At 74.9% G+C, this 17,931-nt stretch carries 23 protein-coding genes; 6 read left to right on the plus strand and 17 right to left on the minus strand.

The genetic code is table 11. The features are described from left to right. Window positions 1-3 precede the first annotated feature (3 nt). The 8 genes from trpC to OG618_RS11325 all read right to left on the minus strand — a co-directional run bounded on the left by trpC (window position 4) and on the right by OG618_RS11325 (window position 5,726). Window positions 4-810, minus strand: coding sequence for an indole-3-glycerol phosphate synthase TrpC (gene trpC, locus OG618_RS11290; protein WP_329487210.1), 807 nt, complete (start codon window positions 808-810; stop codon window positions 4-6). A 200-nt stretch (window positions 811-1,010) separates the two neighbouring features. Next, the gene (locus OG618_RS11295) at window positions 1,011-1,451 is read right to left on the minus strand and encodes a DUF2752 domain-containing protein (protein WP_329487211.1); all 441 of its coding nucleotides are present in this window, start codon (window positions 1,449-1,451) and stop codon (window positions 1,011-1,013) included. A gap of 127 nt (window positions 1,452-1,578) precedes the next feature. Continuing rightward, window positions 1,579-1,833 (minus strand): HGxxPAAW family protein, encoded by a 255-nt coding sequence (locus OG618_RS11300; protein ID WP_329487212.1) that lies wholly within the window; start codon window positions 1,831-1,833, stop codon window positions 1,579-1,581. A 146-nt stretch (window positions 1,834-1,979) separates the two neighbouring features. Further along, on the minus strand, window positions 1,980-2,591 hold the full coding sequence (locus tag OG618_RS11305; RefSeq protein WP_329487213.1) for a TIGR02234 family membrane protein: 612 nt from the start codon (window positions 2,589-2,591) through the stop codon (window positions 1,980-1,982). After that, window positions 2,588-3,199 carry a Uma2 family endonuclease gene (locus tag OG618_RS11310; RefSeq protein ID WP_329487214.1) on the minus strand — a complete coding sequence of 204 codons (612 nt, stop codon included), beginning with the start codon at window positions 3,197-3,199 and terminating at the stop codon, window positions 2,588-2,590. Before OG618_RS11310 ends, OG618_RS11305 begins: the two co-directional genes overlap by 4 nt. Before the next feature lie 26 nt (window positions 3,200-3,225). Continuing rightward, window positions 3,226-4,746 (minus strand): anthranilate synthase component I, encoded by a 1,521-nt coding sequence (locus tag OG618_RS11315; RefSeq protein ID WP_329487215.1) that lies wholly within the window; start codon window positions 4,744-4,746, stop codon window positions 3,226-3,228. Between the two features lie 37 nt (window positions 4,747-4,783). After that, complete coding sequence (hisI, locus tag OG618_RS11320) at window positions 4,784-5,155, minus strand: phosphoribosyl-AMP cyclohydrolase (protein ID WP_329487216.1); 372 nt, start codon at window positions 5,153-5,155, stop codon at window positions 4,784-4,786. 97 nt (window positions 5,156-5,252) lie between these two features. Further along, the gene (locus OG618_RS11325; RefSeq protein WP_329487217.1) at window positions 5,253-5,726 is read right to left on the minus strand and encodes a hypothetical protein; all 474 of its coding nucleotides are present in this window, start codon (window positions 5,724-5,726) and stop codon (window positions 5,253-5,255) included. Window positions 5,727-5,876: 150 nt separating this feature from the next. Here OG618_RS11325 and OG618_RS11330 point away from each other — a divergent pair, with 150 nt between their 5' ends. From OG618_RS11330 to OG618_RS11340, 3 genes are all read left to right on the plus strand, one after another. Beyond that, entirely contained in the window at window positions 5,877-6,446 is a 570-nt protein-coding gene (locus OG618_RS11330; RefSeq protein WP_329487218.1) for a hypothetical protein, read from the plus strand. A gap of 36 nt (window positions 6,447-6,482) precedes the next feature. Continuing rightward, window positions 6,483-7,130, plus strand: coding sequence for a TIGR03085 family metal-binding protein (locus OG618_RS11335; RefSeq protein WP_329487219.1), 648 nt, complete (start codon window positions 6,483-6,485; stop codon window positions 7,128-7,130). Between the two features lie 150 nt (window positions 7,131-7,280). Next, entirely contained in the window at window positions 7,281-8,066 is a 786-nt protein-coding gene (locus tag OG618_RS11340; protein WP_329487220.1) for a VOC family protein, read from the plus strand. Window positions 8,067-8,117: 51 nt separating this feature from the next. Here the strand turns inward: OG618_RS11340 and hisF are convergent, their stop codons facing one another. The 8 genes from hisF to hisD all read right to left on the minus strand — a co-directional run bounded on the left by hisF (window position 8,118) and on the right by hisD (window position 14,003). Beyond that, a complete protein-coding gene (hisF, locus tag OG618_RS11345; RefSeq protein WP_329487221.1) occupies window positions 8,118-8,888 on the minus strand; it encodes an imidazole glycerol phosphate synthase subunit HisF in 771 nt (256 codons plus the stop codon). After that, window positions 8,885-9,316 carry a Rid family hydrolase gene (locus OG618_RS11350; protein ID WP_329487222.1) on the minus strand — a complete coding sequence of 144 codons (432 nt, stop codon included), beginning with the start codon at window positions 9,314-9,316 and terminating at the stop codon, window positions 8,885-8,887. The genes hisF and OG618_RS11350 overlap by 4 nt, the downstream gene beginning before the upstream one ends. Beyond that, window positions 9,313-10,038: a bifunctional 1-(5-phosphoribosyl)-5-((5-phosphoribosylamino)methylideneamino)imidazole-4-carboxamide isomerase/phosphoribosylanthranilate isomerase PriA gene (gene priA, locus OG618_RS11355; RefSeq protein WP_329487223.1), complete on the minus strand. Its 726-nt coding sequence runs from the start codon at window positions 10,036-10,038 to the stop codon at window positions 9,313-9,315. The genes OG618_RS11350 and priA overlap by 4 nt, the downstream gene beginning before the upstream one ends. Window positions 10,039-10,060: 22 nt before the next feature. Then, complete coding sequence (gene hisH / locus OG618_RS11360) at window positions 10,061-10,696, minus strand: imidazole glycerol phosphate synthase subunit HisH (protein WP_329487224.1); 636 nt, start codon at window positions 10,694-10,696, stop codon at window positions 10,061-10,063. A gap of 79 nt (window positions 10,697-10,775) precedes the next feature. Beyond that, window positions 10,776-10,928, minus strand: a complete 153-nt coding sequence (locus tag OG618_RS11365; RefSeq protein ID WP_329487225.1) for a hypothetical protein — start codon at window positions 10,926-10,928, stop codon at window positions 10,776-10,778. Then, window positions 10,925-11,518: an imidazoleglycerol-phosphate dehydratase HisB gene (gene hisB / locus OG618_RS11370; RefSeq protein WP_329487226.1), complete on the minus strand. Its 594-nt coding sequence runs from the start codon at window positions 11,516-11,518 to the stop codon at window positions 10,925-10,927. Before hisB ends, OG618_RS11365 begins: the two co-directional genes overlap by 4 nt. Before the next feature lie 5 nt (window positions 11,519-11,523). Then, window positions 11,524-12,672 carry a histidinol-phosphate transaminase gene (locus OG618_RS11375; protein WP_329487227.1) on the minus strand — a complete coding sequence of 383 codons (1,149 nt, stop codon included), beginning with the start codon at window positions 12,670-12,672 and terminating at the stop codon, window positions 11,524-11,526. Next, the gene (gene hisD / locus OG618_RS11380; RefSeq protein ID WP_329487228.1) at window positions 12,669-14,003 is read right to left on the minus strand and encodes a histidinol dehydrogenase; all 1,335 of its coding nucleotides are present in this window, start codon (window positions 14,001-14,003) and stop codon (window positions 12,669-12,671) included. The genes OG618_RS11375 and hisD overlap by 4 nt, the downstream gene beginning before the upstream one ends. Before the next feature lie 91 nt (window positions 14,004-14,094). Here hisD and OG618_RS11385 point away from each other — a divergent pair, with 91 nt between their 5' ends. The 3 genes from OG618_RS11385 to ybaK are packed head-to-tail and all read left to right on the plus strand — an operon-like array spanning window position 14,095 to window position 17,009. Beyond that, the gene (locus tag OG618_RS11385) at window positions 14,095-15,711 is read left to right on the plus strand and encodes an oxidoreductase (protein ID WP_329487229.1); all 1,617 of its coding nucleotides are present in this window, start codon (window positions 14,095-14,097) and stop codon (window positions 15,709-15,711) included. A gap of 42 nt (window positions 15,712-15,753) precedes the next feature. Then, window positions 15,754-16,482, plus strand: coding sequence for an LON peptidase substrate-binding domain-containing protein (locus tag OG618_RS11390; protein WP_329487230.1), 729 nt, complete (start codon window positions 15,754-15,756; stop codon window positions 16,480-16,482). 32 nt (window positions 16,483-16,514) lie between these two features. Beyond that, a complete protein-coding gene (gene ybaK, locus OG618_RS11395; protein WP_329487231.1) occupies window positions 16,515-17,009 on the plus strand; it encodes a Cys-tRNA(Pro) deacylase in 495 nt (164 codons plus the stop codon). A 54-nt stretch (window positions 17,010-17,063) separates the two neighbouring features. On the opposite strand, the gene OG618_RS11400 is transcribed toward ybaK, so the two are convergent. Next, window positions 17,064-17,897, minus strand: a complete 834-nt coding sequence (locus OG618_RS11400; RefSeq protein WP_329487232.1) for a hypothetical protein — start codon at window positions 17,895-17,897, stop codon at window positions 17,064-17,066. Window positions 17,898-17,931 lie beyond the last annotated feature (34 nt).

Below are 17,931 nucleotides of genomic sequence, written 5' to 3' on the forward strand. Positions count from 1 at the left end.
GGATCAGTCCTTGTGCCGCAGGGCGGGGTGCGCACCGGCGGCGACCAGGTCGGCCACCGCGGCGCGCGGGTCCCGGCCGGTCACCAGGGTCTCGCCGACCAGCACCGCGTCGGCGCCCAGGTTGGCGTAGGAGATGACGTCCAGCGGGCCGCGCACACCGGACTCGGCGATCTTGACCACGTGGGACGGGATCGCGTGCACGATGTTGCCGAAGGTGTTGCGGTCCACCTCAAGGGTCTTGAGGTTGCGGGCGTTCACGCCGATGATCTTCGCACCGGCGTCCACCGCGCGGGCGATCTCCTCCTCGTCGTGCACCTCGACCAGCGGGGTGAGGCCGATCGACTCGGCACGCTCGATCAGCGACACCAGGGCCGGCTGGTCGAGCGCGGCGACGATCAGCAGCGCGAGGTCGGCGCCGTGCGCGCGGGCCTCCCAGAGCTGGTAGGCGGTGACGATGAAGTCCTTGCGCAGCAGCGGGGTGTCCACCGCGGCGCGGACGGCGTCCAGGTCCGCCAGCGAGCCGCCGAAGCGGCGCTGCTCGGTCAGCACGCTGATCGCCGCGGCACCGCCCGCCGCGTAGTCGGTCGCCAGGGCGGCCGGATCGGCGATGGCGGCCAGCGCTCCCTTGGACGGGCTGGAGCGCTTGACCTCGCAGATCACCCGCACCCCGTCGCCCTTGAGGGCGGCGACGCCGTCCTTGGCGTCCGGGGCCTTGGCGGCGAGCTCCTTGAGCTGGTCCAGTGAGACCTCGGCCTGCCGCTCGGCGAGGTCCTCGCGGACCCCTTCGATGATCGTGTCGAGCACACTCACGCGAGCGCCCCCATCAGTTCTGCTAGTTCTGCTAGCGAGGAGCCGGACGGCCAATGGGCCCGCCGGCCCTTCGATGGTATCGGCACCGGGGAGCGCGAGGCGCATCCACCCGGCGCGCGTCTCGCGGAACGGACGCCCCCCGACATGCCTCCCGACACGCCTCCCAACTGCGGCTTCACACCGTCCACACCGCGCCGGGGTCAGATCAGCGGCGGCGCCAGCCCCACGCCCACCGACAGGTTGCGCACCACCGTGAACACCAGGACCAGCAGCGCGACCAGCGCCCAGCGGCGGGCGCCCAGCGCGACCCGGGGCGCCGGTCCCCCGGTCAGCGCCGCCCACACCCAGCGCACCCAGAGCAGCGCCAGCACCGCGAAGAGCAGCACCGCGGCCGCGTTGTCGTGCAGCGCGCCGCTGAGGTCGCCGTGGGCGAGGGCGTGGACGCAGCGCAGGCCGCCGCAGCCCGGGCACCACCAGCCGGTGGCCGCCAGGAACGGGCAGGTCGGGTAGTGGCCGGGGGCGTTCGGGTCGACCACCGCGAGGTACACGGCGGGGACGGCCGCCGCGGCCAGGGCGGCCAGCGGCGGACCGAGCCGGCGCAGGACGGACGGCCGGGCGGAGACGAGGGGGGCGGCGTTCACGCCCACGATTGTGCCGGTACGACGCGCCCGCCGGGGGCACGAAACGGCCTCCGGCGGCGAAACGTTCCGGCCGGGACGACGAAACGGCGGGCGTGGCGCCCGCCGTTCGGTACCGCGCGGGGCTTCGTCAGGCGGCGGCGGCGACGGCGGCGGCCGCGGCGCGGTCCTCCACGGTCTCGACGTGCGGGCTGGGCTGCTTGCCCATGCCGGCCATCGACATGGCCTTGCCGATCACGCCGCCCAGCACGACGACCGCCAGGCCGCCCCAGACGACCGGCACCGACGGGAGGATCATCGCCACGCCCGCGATCGCGAAGCCGACGAAGGAGATGGTCACGCCGGTCCAGGCGGCGGGGTTGTGGCCGTGTGCTGCTGCCGACATCTGCGGTGCTCCTTGGTTCTCCGGGGCCCGGCCGGGCCCCGGCGGGCCCCTGGCGGGTTGACGTGTTCCATTGTGCCGGGCCACACACCGTCGGCCCAAAGGGGGTGCTCGTCTATCGGGTCACATCGGGGACGGGGCGGGGCGGGTCAGCCCGCGGTCGGGTCCTCGCCGCGGTCGAGCGCCTTCCAGAGGTCCGCCGGCGTCTCGGCCGCCTTCGCCGGCGCCGTCCGGGTGGGGGCGTCGTAGCGGCTGCCCATGGCCGGCCAGCTCCGCCCGTACCGGACGACCAGCAGCCCGGCCAGAGCCAGCAGCAGCCCGCCGACCAGGGCCACCCAGGGCCAGCCGGTGTGGCCGACCTCGGTGGCGGTGGTGCCGGAGAGCGCCAGCTTGCGGGCCGCCTCGCCGTCCAGCGCGGCGCTGTCGCCCGCCCCCGCGGCCGCGGTCGCCGCCGCGCCGAGGCCGGCCAGCAGGGTGAGCAGGCCGACGGCGATCCGGCCGGCGCCGCGCACCGCGAACACCGCCAGCGCCGCCGCCATCGCCACCAGGGCCAGCCCGCCGGGCAGTTCGGAGATCCGGCTGCCGGTGACGGACACCTCCAGGGTGCCGGCCACGCCGTCGGCCCAGACCCGGCCGACGGCGGTCAGCACCAGCACCGCGCCCAGCACGGTCAGCAGCAGCATCAGGCCGAGCGTGCGGCGCCCCGACCTGGCGGGGGCGGCGGATACGGCTTCGGCACGCGACTGGGTAGGAACGCTCACCCGTCCACTATCCCCCGGCCGCCGCCCGGCTCCGCACCCGGGGTCGGCGACTCGACCGGAAAGTCGTCGGTCCGCAGCACCAGGGTCCGCCCCGCCAGCGGCAGGAACAGGTCGTTGCCGAACGGCACCCGCTCCGCCTCCTGGTACGTCCCGGCCGGCTGCGGCGCGCTGTACACCGTGCAGACCGCCTCCGCCGGGTCCACCAGCACGTACAGCGGGATCCCGCACTCCGCGTAGAAGCGGTGCTTGCGCACGAAGTCCTCGTCCTGCTGACCGCGCGGGACGGCCTCCAGCACCGCCTCCAGGTCGCGCCAGCCGTACCGGCCCCCGGCCCCGGGGCGCGCGCCCGGGGCGACCAGGGCCACGTCCGGCGCGTAGCCGTACCGCGCGGACGGGAAGTCCACGACGGCCTGGGCCAGCACCGTGCCGCGCCCGGCCGACTGCTCCCCGGCCTGCGCGGCGACGGCCCGCGCGATCGCCGCCGAGGCGGCCGTGCGCGGCGTCATGGTGACCTTCCCGGCGGTGATCTCCACCCGGTGGCCGGGCGGCAGCCGGGTGCCCGCCAGGACGTCCCAGGCCGATCCGGTGGGCTGCCGGTCGTCCGACATCGTGGCCTCCTCGCTGCTGGGCGTCGCTAGAGCGTCGGCGTGCGCAGGGTGTTGGCGGTCGCCACGGCGCGCAGGACGGCGGCGGCCTTGTTGCGGCACTCGGTGTCCTCGCCGTGCGGGTCCGAGTCGGCGACCACGCCCGCGCCCGCCTGGACGTAGGCGGTGCCGTCGCGCAGGACGGCGGTGCGGATCGCGATCGCGGTGTCGGAGTCCCCGGCGAAGTCCAGGTAGCCGACGCAGCCGCCGTACAGGCCCCGACGGGTGGGCTCCAGCTCCTCGATGATGCGCATCGCGCGCGGCTTCGGCGCGCCGGAGAGCGTCCCGGCCGGGAAGCAGGCGGTCAGCACGTCGAACGCGGTCCGGCCGGGCGCCACCCGCCCGGTGACCGTCGAGACGATGTGCATGACGTGGCTGTACCGCTCGATCTGCATGAAGTCGACCACCTCGACGCTGCCCGGCTCGCAGACCCGCCCGAGGTCGTTGCGGCCGAGGTCGACCAGCATCAGGTGCTCGGCCCGCTCCTTGGGGTCGGCGAGCAGCTCGGCGGCCAGCTCGGCGTCCTCGTGCGGGGTGGCGCCGCGGTGCCGGGTACCGGCGATCGGGTGCAGCATCGCCTCGCCCTCGGTGACCTTGACCAGCGCCTCGGGGCTGGAGCCGACCACGTCGAAGCCGCCCTCGGCGGCGCCGTCCGGACCGGGGAAGCGGAACAGGTACATGTAGGGGCTGGGGTTGGTGGTGCGCAGCACCCGGTAGACGTCCAGCGCGGAGGCCGGGCAGGGGGCCTCGAACCGCTGCGAGGGCACCACCTGGAAGGCCTCGCCGGCCCGGATCCGCTCCTTGATCTCCTCCACGGCCGCCCGGTACGGCGCGCCGCCGAACGGCGAGCGGACCTCCCCCGGGCCGGCCGGGGTGAAGGTGGCGAGGCCGGGGTCGACCGGCTTCAGCAGGTCGGCCTCCATCGCGTCGAGGCGGGCCACCGCGTCCGCGTAGGCCTCGTCGACGCCGCTGGCCAGGTCGTTGTGGTTGACCGCGTTGGCGATCAGCAGCACCGTGCCGTCGGCGTGGTCGAGCACGGCGAGGTCGGTGGCGAGCAGCATGGTCAGCTCGGGGAGCCGCAGGTCGTCCGGGTTGAGGTCGGGCAGCTTCTCCAGCCGGCGGACGACGTCGTAGCCGAGGTAGCCGACCAGGCCGCCGGTCAGCGGGGGCAGGCCGTCGTCGGTGCGGCGCGGGGTGTGCAGCGCCTCCAGCGCGGCGCGCAGCACCTGGAGCGGGTCGCCGGTGGTGGGGATGCCGACCGGCGGGGCGCCGAGCCAGCGGGCGTTGCCGTCGGCGCCGGCGGTCAGCGTGGCGGCGCTGCGCACGCCCACGAAGGAGTAGCGGGACCAGCTGCGGCCCTGCTCCGCGGACTCCAGCAGGAAGGTGCCGGGGCGCTCGCCGGCGAGGCTGCGGTAGAGGCCGATCGGGGTGAGGCCGTCCGCGAGGAGCCTGCGGGTGACCGGGATGACCCGGGTGTCGACGGCGAGCTTGCGGAAGGCTTCGAGGTCCATGGCGGGCGGCACCTTCTGGTCGTGGTGGGCTGGGGGATCAGGCGAGCGGGAGCACGTCGGCGTCGAAGCAGGTGCGGTCGCCGGTGTGGCAGGCCGCGCCGCTCTGGTCGACCTTGACGAGCAGGGTGTCGCCGTCGCAGTCCAGCGCCACCGAGACGACCCGCTGGACGTGGCCCGAGGTGTCGCCCTTGACCCAGTACTCCCGGCGGCTGCGGCTCCAGTAGGTGCAGCGGCCGGTGGTGAGGGTGCGGTGCAGCGCCTCGTCGTCCATCCACCCCAGCATCAGCACCTCGCCGGTGTCGTACTGCTGCGCGACGGCCGGGAGCAGGCCGTCGTCCGTGCGCTTGAGCCGGGCGGCGATCTCGGGGGCCAGGGCGGTGGAGCCGGGGGCGGCGGGTGTGGTGGACATGGGGCCATTGTGTCAGCCCGGCCCCGGCCGCCGGGCCGCCGTCCGGATCGCGGCCCGGCCCGCGCGGCGGCGGGTCCGGCCCGCCCCCGGCCGCGGCTCAGGCAGGCCGCTCGCAGCCCTGCGGCCAGATCCGGTGGACGAACAGCCCGGCCCGCCGGGCCAGTTCGGCGACGTGGGCGGGCTCGCTGCCGGGCTCGCCGTCCCAGACCGCGATCACCTCGTCGACCATGCCGACCAGGGCGCGGGCGGTGTCGTCGCCGAGGCCGCCGTGCTCGACGGCGGCGAGCCGGTGGACGGCGCCGGCCTCGTTCATCAGCCGCAGCCGGGTGCCCCGGTGCCGGTCCTCGGCGCGGCCCACCGGCGCCGCCCCGGCGGGGACGATCACCTCCAGCTTGCCGCCGTGGTCCAGCACGGACCGGGCGAACCAGCTCTCGGGGCCCTCGCCGGCGCAGGTGACGCCGACCAGGTCGTAGGAGCCGAAGGTGGTGACGAGGTTCCAGAGGTCCCCGCGGACCAGCATCTCGGTGATGCCACCCGACAGGCCGTGGTGACCGGTGATTCCGACGCGCATCCGAAACTCCTGGGATCGTGTCGTGCCGGGGCGAGCCTAACCGACCCCCGTCCGCGGCCGGGCTCCGCTCGGCCGCACCGGACCGGTCTGCTCGTACGAGTTGTGCGAACCGCCTGTCACCGGGCCCCGGAGTGGGCCATTCTCGTGGCCATGACCTCCGAGCAGCCCCCCGCAGCCGCCTCCCGTCCGTCGCGGGGCCTGGTCCTCGCCGTCTCGGCGGTGCTGGCCGTCCTGCTCGCGGTGGTGGCCACCGTGCTGCTCTGGCCCGAGAAGAAGCCGGTCGCGCCGGCTCCGCCGCCCGCTCCCAGCAAGGCCCCCCCGGTGCCCACGCCCACCCCGACCCCCACCCCGACACCGACCAGGACGGTGCCGTACACCTTCCTCCCGGTGGGCTCCTGCTTCGACCACCCGCAGCTGAACAAGACGGTCACCAAGCCGGAGGCCCGCCCCTGCGAGGGCGAGCACGACGGCGAGGCGATCGCCGACCTGCTGCTGCCGGACGGGCTGACCGGCGACAGCCAGATCGGCAAGGCGATGCGGGAGGGCTGCCAGCCGGCGCAGGCCGCCGCCGAGGCCCGCCAGGGCGGCGGCGGCCCCTACTACGGGTACCCGTTCGGTCCGTCCATGACCTACTACCAGCAGGGCTGGCGGGACTTCACCTGCACCCTGACGGCGAGCAACCGCCCGGGCGGCGTCCGGCTCTCCGGACACCTGCGCTGACGGCCGGGCCCGGGGCCGGGCCCCTAGGCTGTCCGCATGTCGAACCACGCCCTCGCCGAGCGCCACCGGCTGGCCGGACTCCTCGCCGCCGCCGGACCGGACGCCCCCACCCTCTGCGCCGGGTGGACCACCCGCGACCTCGCCGCCCACCTGGTCCTGCGCGAGCACCGGCCGGACGCCGCGGCCGGCATCCGGATCGGCCCGCTGGCCGGCTGGACCGAGCGGGTGCGCACCGGCTACGCCGAGCGCCCGTACGAGGAGTTGCTGCGGACGTTCCGCGCCGGCCCGCCACTGCTCTCCCCCTTCGCGCTGCCCGGCGCCGACGAGGCGGCGAACACCGTGGAGTACTTCGTGCACGCCGAGGACGTCCTGCGGGCGGGCGACCCCTGGCAGGCGCGGCCGGTGCCGCCCGGGCGGGCCGAGGCGCTCTGGCGCCGCCTGCCGTTGCTCGCCCGGCTGGAGGGCCGCCGCTCCCCCGCCCGGCTGGAGCTGTGCCACCCGGACGGGCGGAGCCTGACGGCCGGCCCGGCGGGGGCGCCGACGGTGCGGATCACCGGCGAGCCGGGCGAGCTGGTGCTGTTCGTCCACGGCCGGGGCGCCCGCACCGAGCTGTCGGTGGACGGCCCGCCGGACGCGCTCGCCGCGCTGCACCACCTGTTCCCGCTGCCGGCGGCCCGGGGGTAGGGCCCGGGGGGCGGCCGCGGGGACGTGCCCGCGGCCGCCCCGGCTGCGGATGTCAGTGGCGGGGTGCAGACTCGCAACGGGCCGGGAAGAGGCGCGGCCGCGCCTCCGGAACGCCGCCCGGCCGTCTTTCCGTCGAAGGAGCACCACCTCATGCTCACCACCGACTTTCCCACCGGCTCGCCCTGCTGGATCGACCTCGGCAGTCCGGACCCGGCCGCGGCCGCCGCCTTCTACGGCGCGGTGTTCGGCTGGACGTTCCAGGACCTCGGCCCGGAGGCGGGCGGCTACGGCTTCCTGCAGGCCGACGGCAAGACCGTGGGCGCGATCGGGCCGCTCACCGAGGAGGGTGCGAAGTCCGCCTGGACGACGTACTTCAAGACCGCGGACGCGGACGCCACCGCCAGGGCCGTCGAGCAGGCCGGCGGCACCGTCCGGGCCGCGCCGTTCGACGTCATGGACGCCGGGCGGATGGCCCAGCTGACCGACCCGCAGGGCGCGCAGTTCGCGATCTGGCAGGCCGGCACCACCAAGGGCCTGGACGCGGTGTCCGCGGACAACGCGCTGGTCTGGTCCGAGCTGCACACCACTGACACGGAGGCCGGATTCGGCTTCTACGAGAAGGTCTTCGGCTGGCGCAACGAGAAGTTCCCGGCCCCGGGGATGACGTACCTGGTGCTCTCCCCCGCCGAGGGCGACCTGCGGGCCACCAGCTTCGGCGGCGTCGCCCCGGTGAGGGACGAGGGGCAGCCGCCGTCCTGGACGCCGTACTTCGCCACCGACACGGTGGACGAGCTGGTGCGCCGCGCCCAGTCGGCCGGCGGCACGGTGCTGATGCCCGCCGCGGACGTCCCGGAGGTCGGCCGGATCGCCTGGCTGGCGGACCCGTTCGGCGCGCCGTTCGCCCTGATCAAGGGCGAACCGCGGCAGGACGCCTGAGCGGAGCCGCCCGGGCCGGCCGCGCACGCGGGCGGCCCGGGCGGCGCGGCCTCAGCGGACGGGGTGCCCGGCCGCCCGCAGCGCGTCCTTGACCTCGCCGATCCGCAGGTCGCCGAAGTGGAAGACGCTGGCGGCCAGGACGGCGTCCGCGCCGGCCTCCACCGCCGGGGCGAAGTCGGCGAGCTTGCCGGCGCCGCCGGAGGCGATCACCGGGACGGCGACGGTCTTGCGGACGGCCCGGACCAGCTCCAGGTCGTAGCCGTCCTTGGTGCCGTCCGCGTCCATCGAGTTGAGCAGGATCTCGCCCGCGCCCAGCTCGGCCGCGCGGCCCGCCCACTCGACGGCGTCCAGGCCGGTGCCGCGGCGCCCGCCGTGCGTGGTGACCTCGAAGCCCGAGGCGGTCTCGGTGCCCTCGGGGCAGCGCCGGGCGTCCACCGACAGCACCAGCACCTGCCGGCCGAAGCGCTGGGCGATCTCCCGGACCAGCTCCGGGCGGGCGATGGCCGCGGTGTTGACGCCCACCTTGTCCGCCCCGGCCCGCAGCAGCCTGTCGACGTCGTCGACGGCCCGGATGCCGCCGCCGACGGTGAGCGGGATGAAGACCTGCTCGGCGGTGCGGCGGACCACGTCGTAGGTGGTCTCGCGGTCGCCGGAGGAGGCGGTGATGTCGAGGAAGGTCAGCTCGTCGGCACCCTCGGCGTCGTAGAGCTTGGCCATCTCGACCGGGTCACCGGCGTCGCGCAGGTTCTGGAAGTTGACGCCCTTCACCACCCGGCCGGCGTCGACGTCCAGGCAGGGGATGACACGTACGGCGAGGGTCACGGCTGTTTGCCTTCCAGAGTGCGTGCGAGCCCGGCGCGGTAGGCGTCGAGTTCGACCTCGACCATCATCCGGGAGTCGATCAGGCCGTCGACCACCACCATGGTGGCCGCCGGGCGGGCGGCGTCGAAGAGCGCGCGGTGGGCGCGGCCCACCTCGTCGGCGTCGCGGGAGTGGGTGATGTACATCCGGGTACGGACCACGTCGTCCGTCGTCAGGCCGTACGCGGCCAGGGCCTTGAGGCCCACGCCGAACGCGGCGAGGGTCTGCAGGTACGGGTCGCCCTCGTGCTCGATCTTCCCGTCCACCCAGGCGGTGGAGCCGGCCACGTGCACGTGGTCTCCCGCGGCGACCGCCCGCGAGTAGCCGAACTCGTCCTCCTTGGGGGAGAACCCGGCCACCCGACCGCGTACGACCTGACGTTCCGTCATCCTGAAACCGCCTCCAGGGCCTCTTCGAGGGTGAACTTCTGCTCGTAGAGTGCCTTGCCCACGATGGCTCCCTCGACACCCTCGCCGACGAGAGTGGCGATGGCGCGCAGGTCGTCCAGCGAGGAGACGCCGCCGGAGGCGACCACCGGCTTGTCGGTGGCGGCGCAGACGTCGCGCAGCAGCCGCAGGTTGGGGCCGGTCAGGGTGCCGTCCCGGTTGACGTCGGTGACCACGTAGCGGGCGCAGCCCTCGGCGTCCAGGCGGGCCAGCACGTCGAAGAGCTGGCCGCCGTCGCGGGTCCAGCCGCGGCCGCGCAGGGTGGTGCCGACCACGTCCAGGCCGACGGCGATCTTGTCGCCGTGCTCGGCGATGACCTTGGCGACCCACTCGGGGCTCTCCAGGGCGGCGGTGCCCAGGTTGACCCGGGTGCAGCCGGTGGCGAGGGCCGCGGCCAGCGACTCGTCGTCGCGGATGCCGCCGGACAGCTCGACCTTGATGTCCAGCGCGGCGGTCACCTCACGGAGCAGGTCGCGGTTGCTACCGGTGCCGAACGCGGCGTCCAGGTCGACCAGGTGGAGCCACTCGGCACCGGCGTTCTGCCAGGCGAGGGCGGCGGCGAGCGGCTCGCCGAAGGAGGTCTCGGTGCCGGAGGCTCCCTTGACCAGGCGGACGGCCTGGCCGTCCCGGACGTCGACGGCGGGGAGCAGTTCGAGGCGGCTCATGATGGTGGCAACTCTCAGATTGTCAGAGGGTGTTGACCCAGTTGGTCAGGAGGGCGGCGCCGGCGTCGCCGGACTTCTCGGGGTGGAACTGGGTGGCCCAGAGCGGGCCGTTCTCGACGGCCGCGACGAACGGCTGCCCGTGCGTGGCCCAGGTCACCAGCGGGGCGTGCAGCCGCGCGCTGTGGACCTCCAGCTCCCAGCGGCGCACCGCGTAGGAGTGCACGAAGTAGAAGCGGGTGTCGGCGTCCAGGCCGGCGAAGAGCCGGCTGCCCTCGGGGGCGTCGACGGTGTTCCAGCCCATGTGTGGGACGACCGGCGCGTCCAGCGGCTCGACGGTGCCCGGCCACTCGTCGCAGCCGGGCGTCTCCACGCCGTGCTCGACCCCCTTCTCGAAGAGGATCTGCATGCCGACGCAGATGCCCAGCACCGGGCGGCCGCCGGCGAGGCGGCGGCCGATGATCTGCTCGCCGCGGACGGCCTTCAGCCCGCGCATGCAGGCCTCGAAGGCCCCGACGCCGGGGACGAGCAGGCCGTCCGCGTCCATCGCGGCCTGGAAGTCCGACGTGACGGTGACGGTCGCGCCGGTGCGCTCGACGGCGCGCTGGGCCGAGCGGAGGTTGCCCGACCCGTAGTCGAGTACGACGACGTTCTTGCCCATGTTCAGGTGTCCAAGTCTCTCGGCTGTTCCGAAGCGGCTCTGTGCGGCGCCGTCCCGCGGGGCGGCGCCGGGCGCGGGTCTACAGCCGCATGAGGCCGGAGGCCAGGCAGAGCACCGAGCCTATGGCGAGCACGGCGATGACGCCCTTCGGGATCTTCTGCTTCCAGAACGAGATGACGCCGCCGGCCAGGAACAGGCCGACGAAGAGGAGGACGATCGCGGACTTGCTCACAGCGCACCCTTGGTCGAGGGGAGGATGCCGACCGCGCGCGGGTCGCGCTCGGAGGCGTAGCGCAGGGCCCGGGCCAGCGCCTTGAACTGGCACTCCACGATGTGGTGCGCGTTGCGCCCGTACGGCACGTGGACGTGCAGGGCGACCTGCGCCTGGGCCACGAAGGACTCCAGGATGTGCCGGGTCATGGTGGTGTCGTAGCTGCCGATCATCGGCGCCATCGACTCCGGCTCGGTGTGCACCAGGTAGGGGCGGCCGGAGAGGTCCACCGTGACCTGGGCGAGCGACTCGTCCAGCGGCACCGTGCAGTTGCCGAACCGGTAGATGCCGACCTTGTCGCCGAGCGCCTGCTTGAAGGCGGCGCCCAGCGCGAGGGCGGTGTCCTCGATGGTGTGGTGGGTGTCGATGTGCAGGTCGCCGTCGGTCTTCACGGTGAGGTCGAAGAGGCCGTGGCGGCCGAGCTGGTCGAGCATGTGGTCGTAGAACCCGACGCCCGTGGAGATCTCGGTCCGGCCGGTGCCGTCGAGATCGATCTCGACCAGGACCGAGGTCTCCTTGGTGGTGCGTTCAACGCGTCCGATGCGGGACATGCGGGTTACAGCTCCTGACTGGCCGCGCGCGCGGAGCGCGCCGCTGCGGGGGTGGGGGCGGGCGACGGGAGGGCGGAGCGGACGGCGTCCAGGAAGGCGTCGTTCTCGGCCGGGGTGCCGGCGGTGACGCGCAGCCACCCGGGCACGCCGTTGTCCCGGACCAGGACGCCCCGGTCGAGGATCGCCTGCCAGACGGCGTGGGTGTCCGCGAAGCGGCCGAACTGGACGAAGTTGGCGTCCGACTCGGTCACCTCCAGGCCCAGCCCGCGCAGCGCGTCGACCAGCCGGTCCCGCTCGGCCTTGAGCCGGCCCACGTACCCGAGCAGGGTGTCGGTGTGCTCCAGGCAGGCCAGCGCGGTGGCCTGGGTGACGGCCGACAGGTGGTACGGCAGCCGGACCAGCTGCACCGCGTCCACCACGGCCGCGTCGGCGGCCAGGTAGCCCAGCCGCAGGCCCGCCGCGCCGAAGGCCTTGGACATGGTGCGGGTGACCACCAGGTTGGGGCGGCCCTCCAGCAGCGGCAGCAGCGAGGCGCGGTGCGAGAACTCGACGTACGCCTCGTCCACGACCACCAGGCTGGGCCGGGCGGCCTGCGCGGCGTCGTAGAGCCGCAGCACCACGTCGGCGGCGACGGCGGTGCCGGTCGGGTTGTTCGGCGAGCAGACGAAGACGACGTTCGGCCGGTGCTCGGCGATCGCCGCGACGGCGGCGTCCACGTCGATGGTGAAGTCCGCGTTGCGCGGCCCGGAGAGCCAGCCGGTGCCGGTGCCCCGGGAGATCAGCGCGTGCATCGAGTAGGAGGGCTCGAAGCCCAGCGCCGTGCGGCCGGGGCCGCCGAAGGTCTGGAGCAGCTGCTGCAGGATCTCGTTGGAGCCGTTGGCGGCCCAGACCTGCTCGCGGGTGCGCGCGAAACCGGTCGTCGTGGTCAGGTAGGCGGCCAGGCCCTCGCGCAGCTCGACCGCGTCCCGGTCGGGGTAGCGGTTGAGGCCGCGGGCGGCCTCGGCCACCCGCTCGGCGATCCGGGCCACCAGCTCCGCGGGCAGCGGGTACGGGTTCTCGTTGGTGTTCAGCTGGACGGGGACGTCCAACTGCGGTGCGCCGTACGGGGACTGTCCGCGCAGTTCGTCGCGGATGGGGAGGTCGTCGATCTTCACGAGCGGGGAACCGTCCAGTCGCTGTGCCAGTTCTGTTCGTCTCCCACGAAACGTGCCTTGACGGCGTCGCCGTGACCGGGGAGGTCCTCGGCGTCCGCGAGGTTGACGACGTGCGCGGCGATGCCGGCCAGCGCCTCCCGGTCGTACTCGACGACCTGGACGCCGCGCAGGAAGGTCTGCACGGAGAGTCCGGAGGAGTGGCAGGCGCAGCCGCCGGTCGGCAGCACGTGGTTGGAACCGGCCGCGTAGTCGCCCAGCGAGACCGGGGTGTAGCGGCCGATGAAGATCGCGCCGGCGTTGCGGACCCGGTCGGCGACCGCGTGGGCGTCCCGGGTCTGGATCTCCAGGTGCTCGGCGGCGTACGCGTTCACCACCGCCAGGCCCTGCGTCAGGTCGTCGACCAGGATGACGCCGGACTGCCGGCCGCCCAGCGCCTCGGCCACCCGCGCGCTGTGCTTCGTCCGGGCGACCTGCGTCTTCAGCTCGGCCTCGACCGCCTCGGCCAGCTCGGGCGAGTCGGTGACCAGCACCGAGCCGGAGGTCGGGCCGTGCTCGGCCTGGCTGATCAGGTCGGCCGCGACCTCCGCCGGGTCGGCGCTGTCGTCGGCGAGGACGGCGATCTCGGTCGGACCGGCCTCGGAGTCGATGCCGATCCGGCCCGCGAAGTACCGCTTGGCCGCCGCCACGTAGATGTTGCCCGGACCGGTGACCATGTTGACCGGCTCGCACTCCTCGGTGCCGAGCGCGAACATGGCGACCGCCTGGGCGCCGCCGACCGCGTACACCTCGGTGACGCCGAGCAGCGCGCAGGCCGCCAGGATCGTCGGGTGCACCCGGCCGCCGAAGGCCTTCTGTGGCGGCGAGGTCACCGCGATGCCGGTCACCCCGGCCTCCTGCGCGGGCACCACGTTCATCACGACGGAGGACGGGTAGACGGCGAGGCCGCCCGGCACGTACAGGCCGACCCGGTCCACCGGCACCCAGCGCTGGGTGACCGTGCCACCCGGCACGACCTGGGTGGTGTGCCCGGTGCGGCGCTGGTCGGCGTGGACGAGGCGGGCGCGGCGGATCGACTCCTCCAGCGCGGCGCGGACCCTCGGGTCCAGCGTCTCCAGGGCCTCGGCGAGCTGCTCGGCGGGCACCCGGGTGGACTCCAGCCGCACGCCGTCGAAACGCTCGGTGATGTCGATCAGCGCCGCGACCCCGCGATGATGCACGTCCTCGGCGATCGGGCGCACCGTCTCCAGGGCGGCCGCGACGTCGAAGTCGGCACGGGGCAGCAGGTCGCGCGGGTCGTCGAGGGATCCGCGCAGGTCGATTCGAGAGATCACGCCACCCAGTGTAAGGAGTGGCCGGAACCGGCGGCCCCGCATTTCAGTCCGTGATACGAAAGGCGAGACGACCGGGGGAGACGGGGGAACGATGGCGGAGCGTGCGCCGGACGGCTGGACGCGGACCGAGCAGGGGCTCTGGGAGGCGTTCCGCCAGGGCGAGGTGTACGACCTGCGGGCCCGCGGCGCCGAACCGGCGAACGGCGCCGGCGGCCGGACCGGCACCCCACTGGACGACCCCTTCGGCGACGCGCCCTGGGGCCCCGGGCGCACCGTCCGCGCCGAGGTCCTGGCCCACCTGCTGCTGGACGGCCCGCCGGCCGCCCCCGGCCGGGTCGCCTCGCTCAAGCTGACCGGCGCCCGGGTCACCGGCCCGCTGGTGCTGGCCGGCGGCACCATCGGCCACTACGTCGAGGTGCACGACTGCCGCTTCGAGCGGAAGGTCCTGGTGTCCGAGGCCGACGCCGGCACCCTGCGCTTCGTCAGCTGCGCGATCCCCCGGCTGGAGGCCTCCCGCCTGACCACCTCCGGCGACCTGCACCTGGCCCGCTGCCGAATACCGGGCGGCGTCCGGCTCACCGACTCCCGGATCGGCACCGACCTGCTGCTCAACCAGGCCGTCCTCGGCGGCGACCGGTTCGGCCGGGCGCTGTCCGCCGACGGCCTGGCCGTCAGCCAGGACTTCGAGGCGGACCGGCTGGAGTCGCGCGGCGAGGTCAGCCTGCGCTCCGCCCGGATCGGCGGCCGGCTCTCGCTGCGCGGCGCCCAGCTGTACGCCGTCCCGGAGAACCCGAACGCCCTCAACGCCGTCCGGCTCACCGTCGGCCACACCCTGTACCTCAGCGGCTCGGCGGACGGCGGCTGGTCCTCCTCCGGCTCGTACTACGGCTCCGGCTACGGCCAGGTCGTCACGGCCGGCGTGGCCGGCACGCCGTTCCGCGCGCACGGCGCCGTCCGGCTCTCGGACAGCCGCTTCGACAACGCCTGCCTGATCTCCGACGCCGAGTTCCACCTGGGCACGGACGACGAGCTGGCGCTGCGCCGGATCCAGACCCCCGAGCTGCGCTTCACCTGCCGCACCCCGCCCACCGGCAAGGTCTCGCTCTCGCGCGCCCGGGTGGGCAACCTGGTCGACGCCCCGGACTCCTGGCCGCACGGCAGGCACCTCGGCCTCACCGGCTTCACCTACGAGTGCCTGCGCCCGGCCGCGCCCTTCACCGTCCCGCAGCGGATCGCCTGGCTGGAGGGCTCCTCGGTGGAGTTCCAGCCCGAGTCCTACGAGCAGCTGGCCGCCGCCCTGCGCCGCGACGGCGCCGACGACGACGCCCGTGAGGTGCTGTACGCCAAGCAGCGCCGCCGCCGGCAGACCCTGCCGCTGCCGGCCCGGCTCTGGGGCCGGGTCCAGGACGTCACCGTCGGCTACGGCTTCCGCCCCGGCCGGGCCGCGCTCTGGCTGCTGCTCGCCTGGGCGCTCGGCAGCGGCTACTTCGCGGCCCACCGGCTCCAGCCGCTCAAGGCCGACGAGAGCCCGCACTGGAACCCGGTGCTCTACGCGCTCGGCCAGCTGCTGCCGGTCGTCGACCTCGGTCAGCAGGGCTGGAACCCCGGCGGGTTCAGCCAGTGGGTGGCCTCCGGGCTGGTGATCGTCGGCTGGATCCTCGCCACCACGGTCGCCGCGGGCGCGACCCGGATGCTCCAGCGCGGATAACCCGGGCGCGAGGCGGCCGTCCGGGGAACTACGCTGTCGGCCGTGACAGAACGGCTGCCGCTCTTCCCGCTGAACACCGTGCTCTACCCGGGCCTGGTGATGCCCCTGAACATCTTCGAGGAGCGTTACCGCCGTCTGGTCGCCGACCTGCTCGCCCTCCCCGAGGACCAGCCGCGGCGGTTCGGCGTGCTCGCCATCAAGGACGGCCGCGAGGTCGCGCCGGTCCGGCCCGAGGAGGGCCCGGCCGGTCCGCTGGACGGCCTGGGCACCGTCACCGGGGACCCTCTGGAGGCGCTGTACCACGTCGGCTGCGTGGCCGACGTCGCCTCGGCCCAGGAGCAGCCGGACGGCAGGTACGAGCTGCTGGTCACCGGCACCACCCGGTTCCGGCTGCGCTCGGTGGACACCGGCGGCGCGTACCTGAACGGCGAGATCGAGACGCTCGAGGAGCTGCCCGGCGAGGGCGCCGGGGCACTGGCCTCCGGCGTCGAGCGGGCGTTCCGGGCGTACCAGAAGCGGCTGGCCGGCGCCCGCGAGGCGAGCACGGTCGGCCGCCAGGAGCTGCCGGACGACCCGCAGGTGCTCTCCTACCTGGTGGCCGCGGCCTCGGTGTTCGGGACGCCGGTCAAGCAGGAGCTGCTGGCCTGCCCCGACACCGCCCGGCGGCTGACCTCCGAGCTGGAGCTGCTGCGCCGCGAGACGGCGGTGCTCAGCTGGCTGCCGTCGCTGCCCGCGGTCGATCTGACCCGGCAGTCGTTCAGTCCCAACTGACCACGCCCACTCACGCGTTCGAAGAGGTCCCGATGGCCAGGAAGCCGAAGAAGGCCGGCGGGGGAACGCCCGCCACCGTCGCCCTGGAGAACGCCGCGGTGGCGTTCACCGTGCACTCCTACCCGCACGATCCGGCCGCCGCCTCCTACGGCGGCGAGGCCGCCGAGGTGCTCGGCGTGCCGCCCGAGCGGGTCTTCAAGACCCTGGTCGCCGATGTCGACGGGGTGCTCACGGTGGGCGTCGTCCCGGTCGCGGGCCGGCTGGACCTCAAGGCGCTCGCCACCGCCGTCGGCGGCAAGCGGGCCGCGATGGCGGACCCGGCGGCCGCCGAGCGCAGCAGCGGCTACGTCCTCGGCGGGATCTCCCCGCTCGGTCAGCGCCGCCCGCTGCGCACCGTGGTGGACGACAGCGCGCTCGCCCACGCCACGGTGTACGTCTCGGCCGGCCGGCGCGGGCTGGAGGTCGAGCTGGCCCCGGCCGACCTGGTCGGCGTCACCGGCGCGCTGACCGCCCCGATCGGCCGCTGACCGCCGGGGCGCACCGGGCGGGTCCGGCGAAGGCCGCCCCCGCCCGGTGCGCCGTCACGGCGTGCGGCCCTGCGGCGGCCGGCCCTGCGGCGGCTGGTCCTGCGGCGTGCGGTCGCCCGGGTGCTCCCCCGCCGGGCCCGGGTGGAACGGCCCGCCGGGCAGCGGACCGGCCGCGCCGGGCGGCCCGGCCACCGGCCGCTGCGGGTCGTACGGGCCCGCCCAGTACGGCGGCGGGTCCTCCTCGCGCTTGCCGAAGGCGGCCGAGAGCGCCAGCAGCACCACCATCGCGGCCATCGGCCAGGCCAGCAGCGCGCCGTAGGCACCGAGGTCGATGTCCGCGTCGAAGTGGCCGCCGTTGCCGACCCGCCGTGCCTCGGCGACGAGGTCGCTCGCCGGGCCGAGCCGCCGGCCCAGGCCCCAGGCGCCCACCGAGGCCAGCAGGCCGCCGACCGCGAGGCCGGTCGCCACCGCGATCCCGCCGCCGCGCCGCCGGGTGAACAGGAAGGCGCCGAGCGCGGTCACGATGCCCATGCCCAGCCCGATCAGCACGAAGACGCTGTCCGCCCCGGCCCGCTGCTCGCCCTCCGGGTCGCCGTAGAGGATCTTGTTGCCGTCGACCACCAGCGGCACCTTCGGCGCCAGCCAGGCCCAGAGCACCGCCATCAGCAGACCCAGCGCCAGACAGGCCAGCACCGTGACCGCACCGACCTTCAGCTCGGGCAGCAGCCGCTCCAGCGGCGCCCGCCGGTCCGCGGCCCGCAGGACGGCCTGGTCCACGGGCGGCGGCGCGTACGGGTCCCGGCCGGCGGCCGGACCAGGGGCGGTGGCGTCCGCGTCGGTGCCCGCGGCGGCACGCAGGGGGTCCGGAGGTGTGTTCGGTACGGTCACGGGCCCCATCGTTTCACGACCGCCGCCCGAACGG

This window comes from Kitasatospora sp. NBC_01246, from assembly GCF_036226505.1.
GTDB lineage: Bacteria > Actinomycetota > Actinomycetes > Streptomycetales > Streptomycetaceae > Kitasatospora.

Coding starts and splice junctions, on each gene's coding strand:
- OG618_RS11310 (WP_329487214.1), bottom strand. CDS start 3,199: ATGTCGGACGACCGGCAGCCCACCGGATCGGCCTGGGACGTCCTGGCG.
- OG618_RS11340 (WP_329487220.1), top strand. CDS start 7,281: ATGCTCACCACCGACTTTCCCACCGGCTCGCCCTGCTGGATCGACCTC.
- priA (WP_329487223.1), bottom strand. CDS start 10,038: ATGAGCCGCCTCGAACTGCTCCCCGCCGTCGACGTCCGGGACGGCCAG.
- ybaK (WP_329487231.1), top strand. CDS start 16,515: ATGGCCAGGAAGCCGAAGAAGGCCGGCGGGGGAACGCCCGCCACCGTC.
- hisB (WP_329487226.1), bottom strand. CDS start 11,518: ATGTCCCGCATCGGACGCGTTGAACGCACCACCAAGGAGACCTCGGTC.
- OG618_RS11315 (WP_329487215.1), bottom strand. CDS start 4,746: ATGGACCTCGAAGCCTTCCGCAAGCTCGCCGTCGACACCCGGGTCATC.
- hisH (WP_329487224.1), bottom strand. CDS start 10,696: ATGGGCAAGAACGTCGTCGTACTCGACTACGGGTCGGGCAACCTCCGC.
- hisI (WP_329487216.1), bottom strand. CDS start 5,155: ATGTCCACCACACCCGCCGCCCCCGGCTCCACCGCCCTGGCCCCCGAG.
- OG618_RS11330 (WP_329487218.1), top strand. CDS start 5,877: ATGACCTCCGAGCAGCCCCCCGCAGCCGCCTCCCGTCCGTCGCGGGGC.
- OG618_RS11335 (WP_329487219.1), top strand. CDS start 6,483: ATGTCGAACCACGCCCTCGCCGAGCGCCACCGGCTGGCCGGACTCCTC.
- OG618_RS11300 (WP_329487212.1), bottom strand. CDS start 1,833: ATGTCGGCAGCAGCACACGGCCACAACCCCGCCGCCTGGACCGGCGTG.
- OG618_RS11350 (WP_329487222.1), bottom strand. CDS start 9,316: ATGACGGAACGTCAGGTCGTACGCGGTCGGGTGGCCGGGTTCTCCCCC.
- OG618_RS11325 (WP_329487217.1), bottom strand. CDS start 5,726: ATGCGCGTCGGAATCACCGGTCACCACGGCCTGTCGGGTGGCATCACC.
- OG618_RS11385 (WP_329487229.1), top strand. CDS start 14,095: ATGGCGGAGCGTGCGCCGGACGGCTGGACGCGGACCGAGCAGGGGCTC.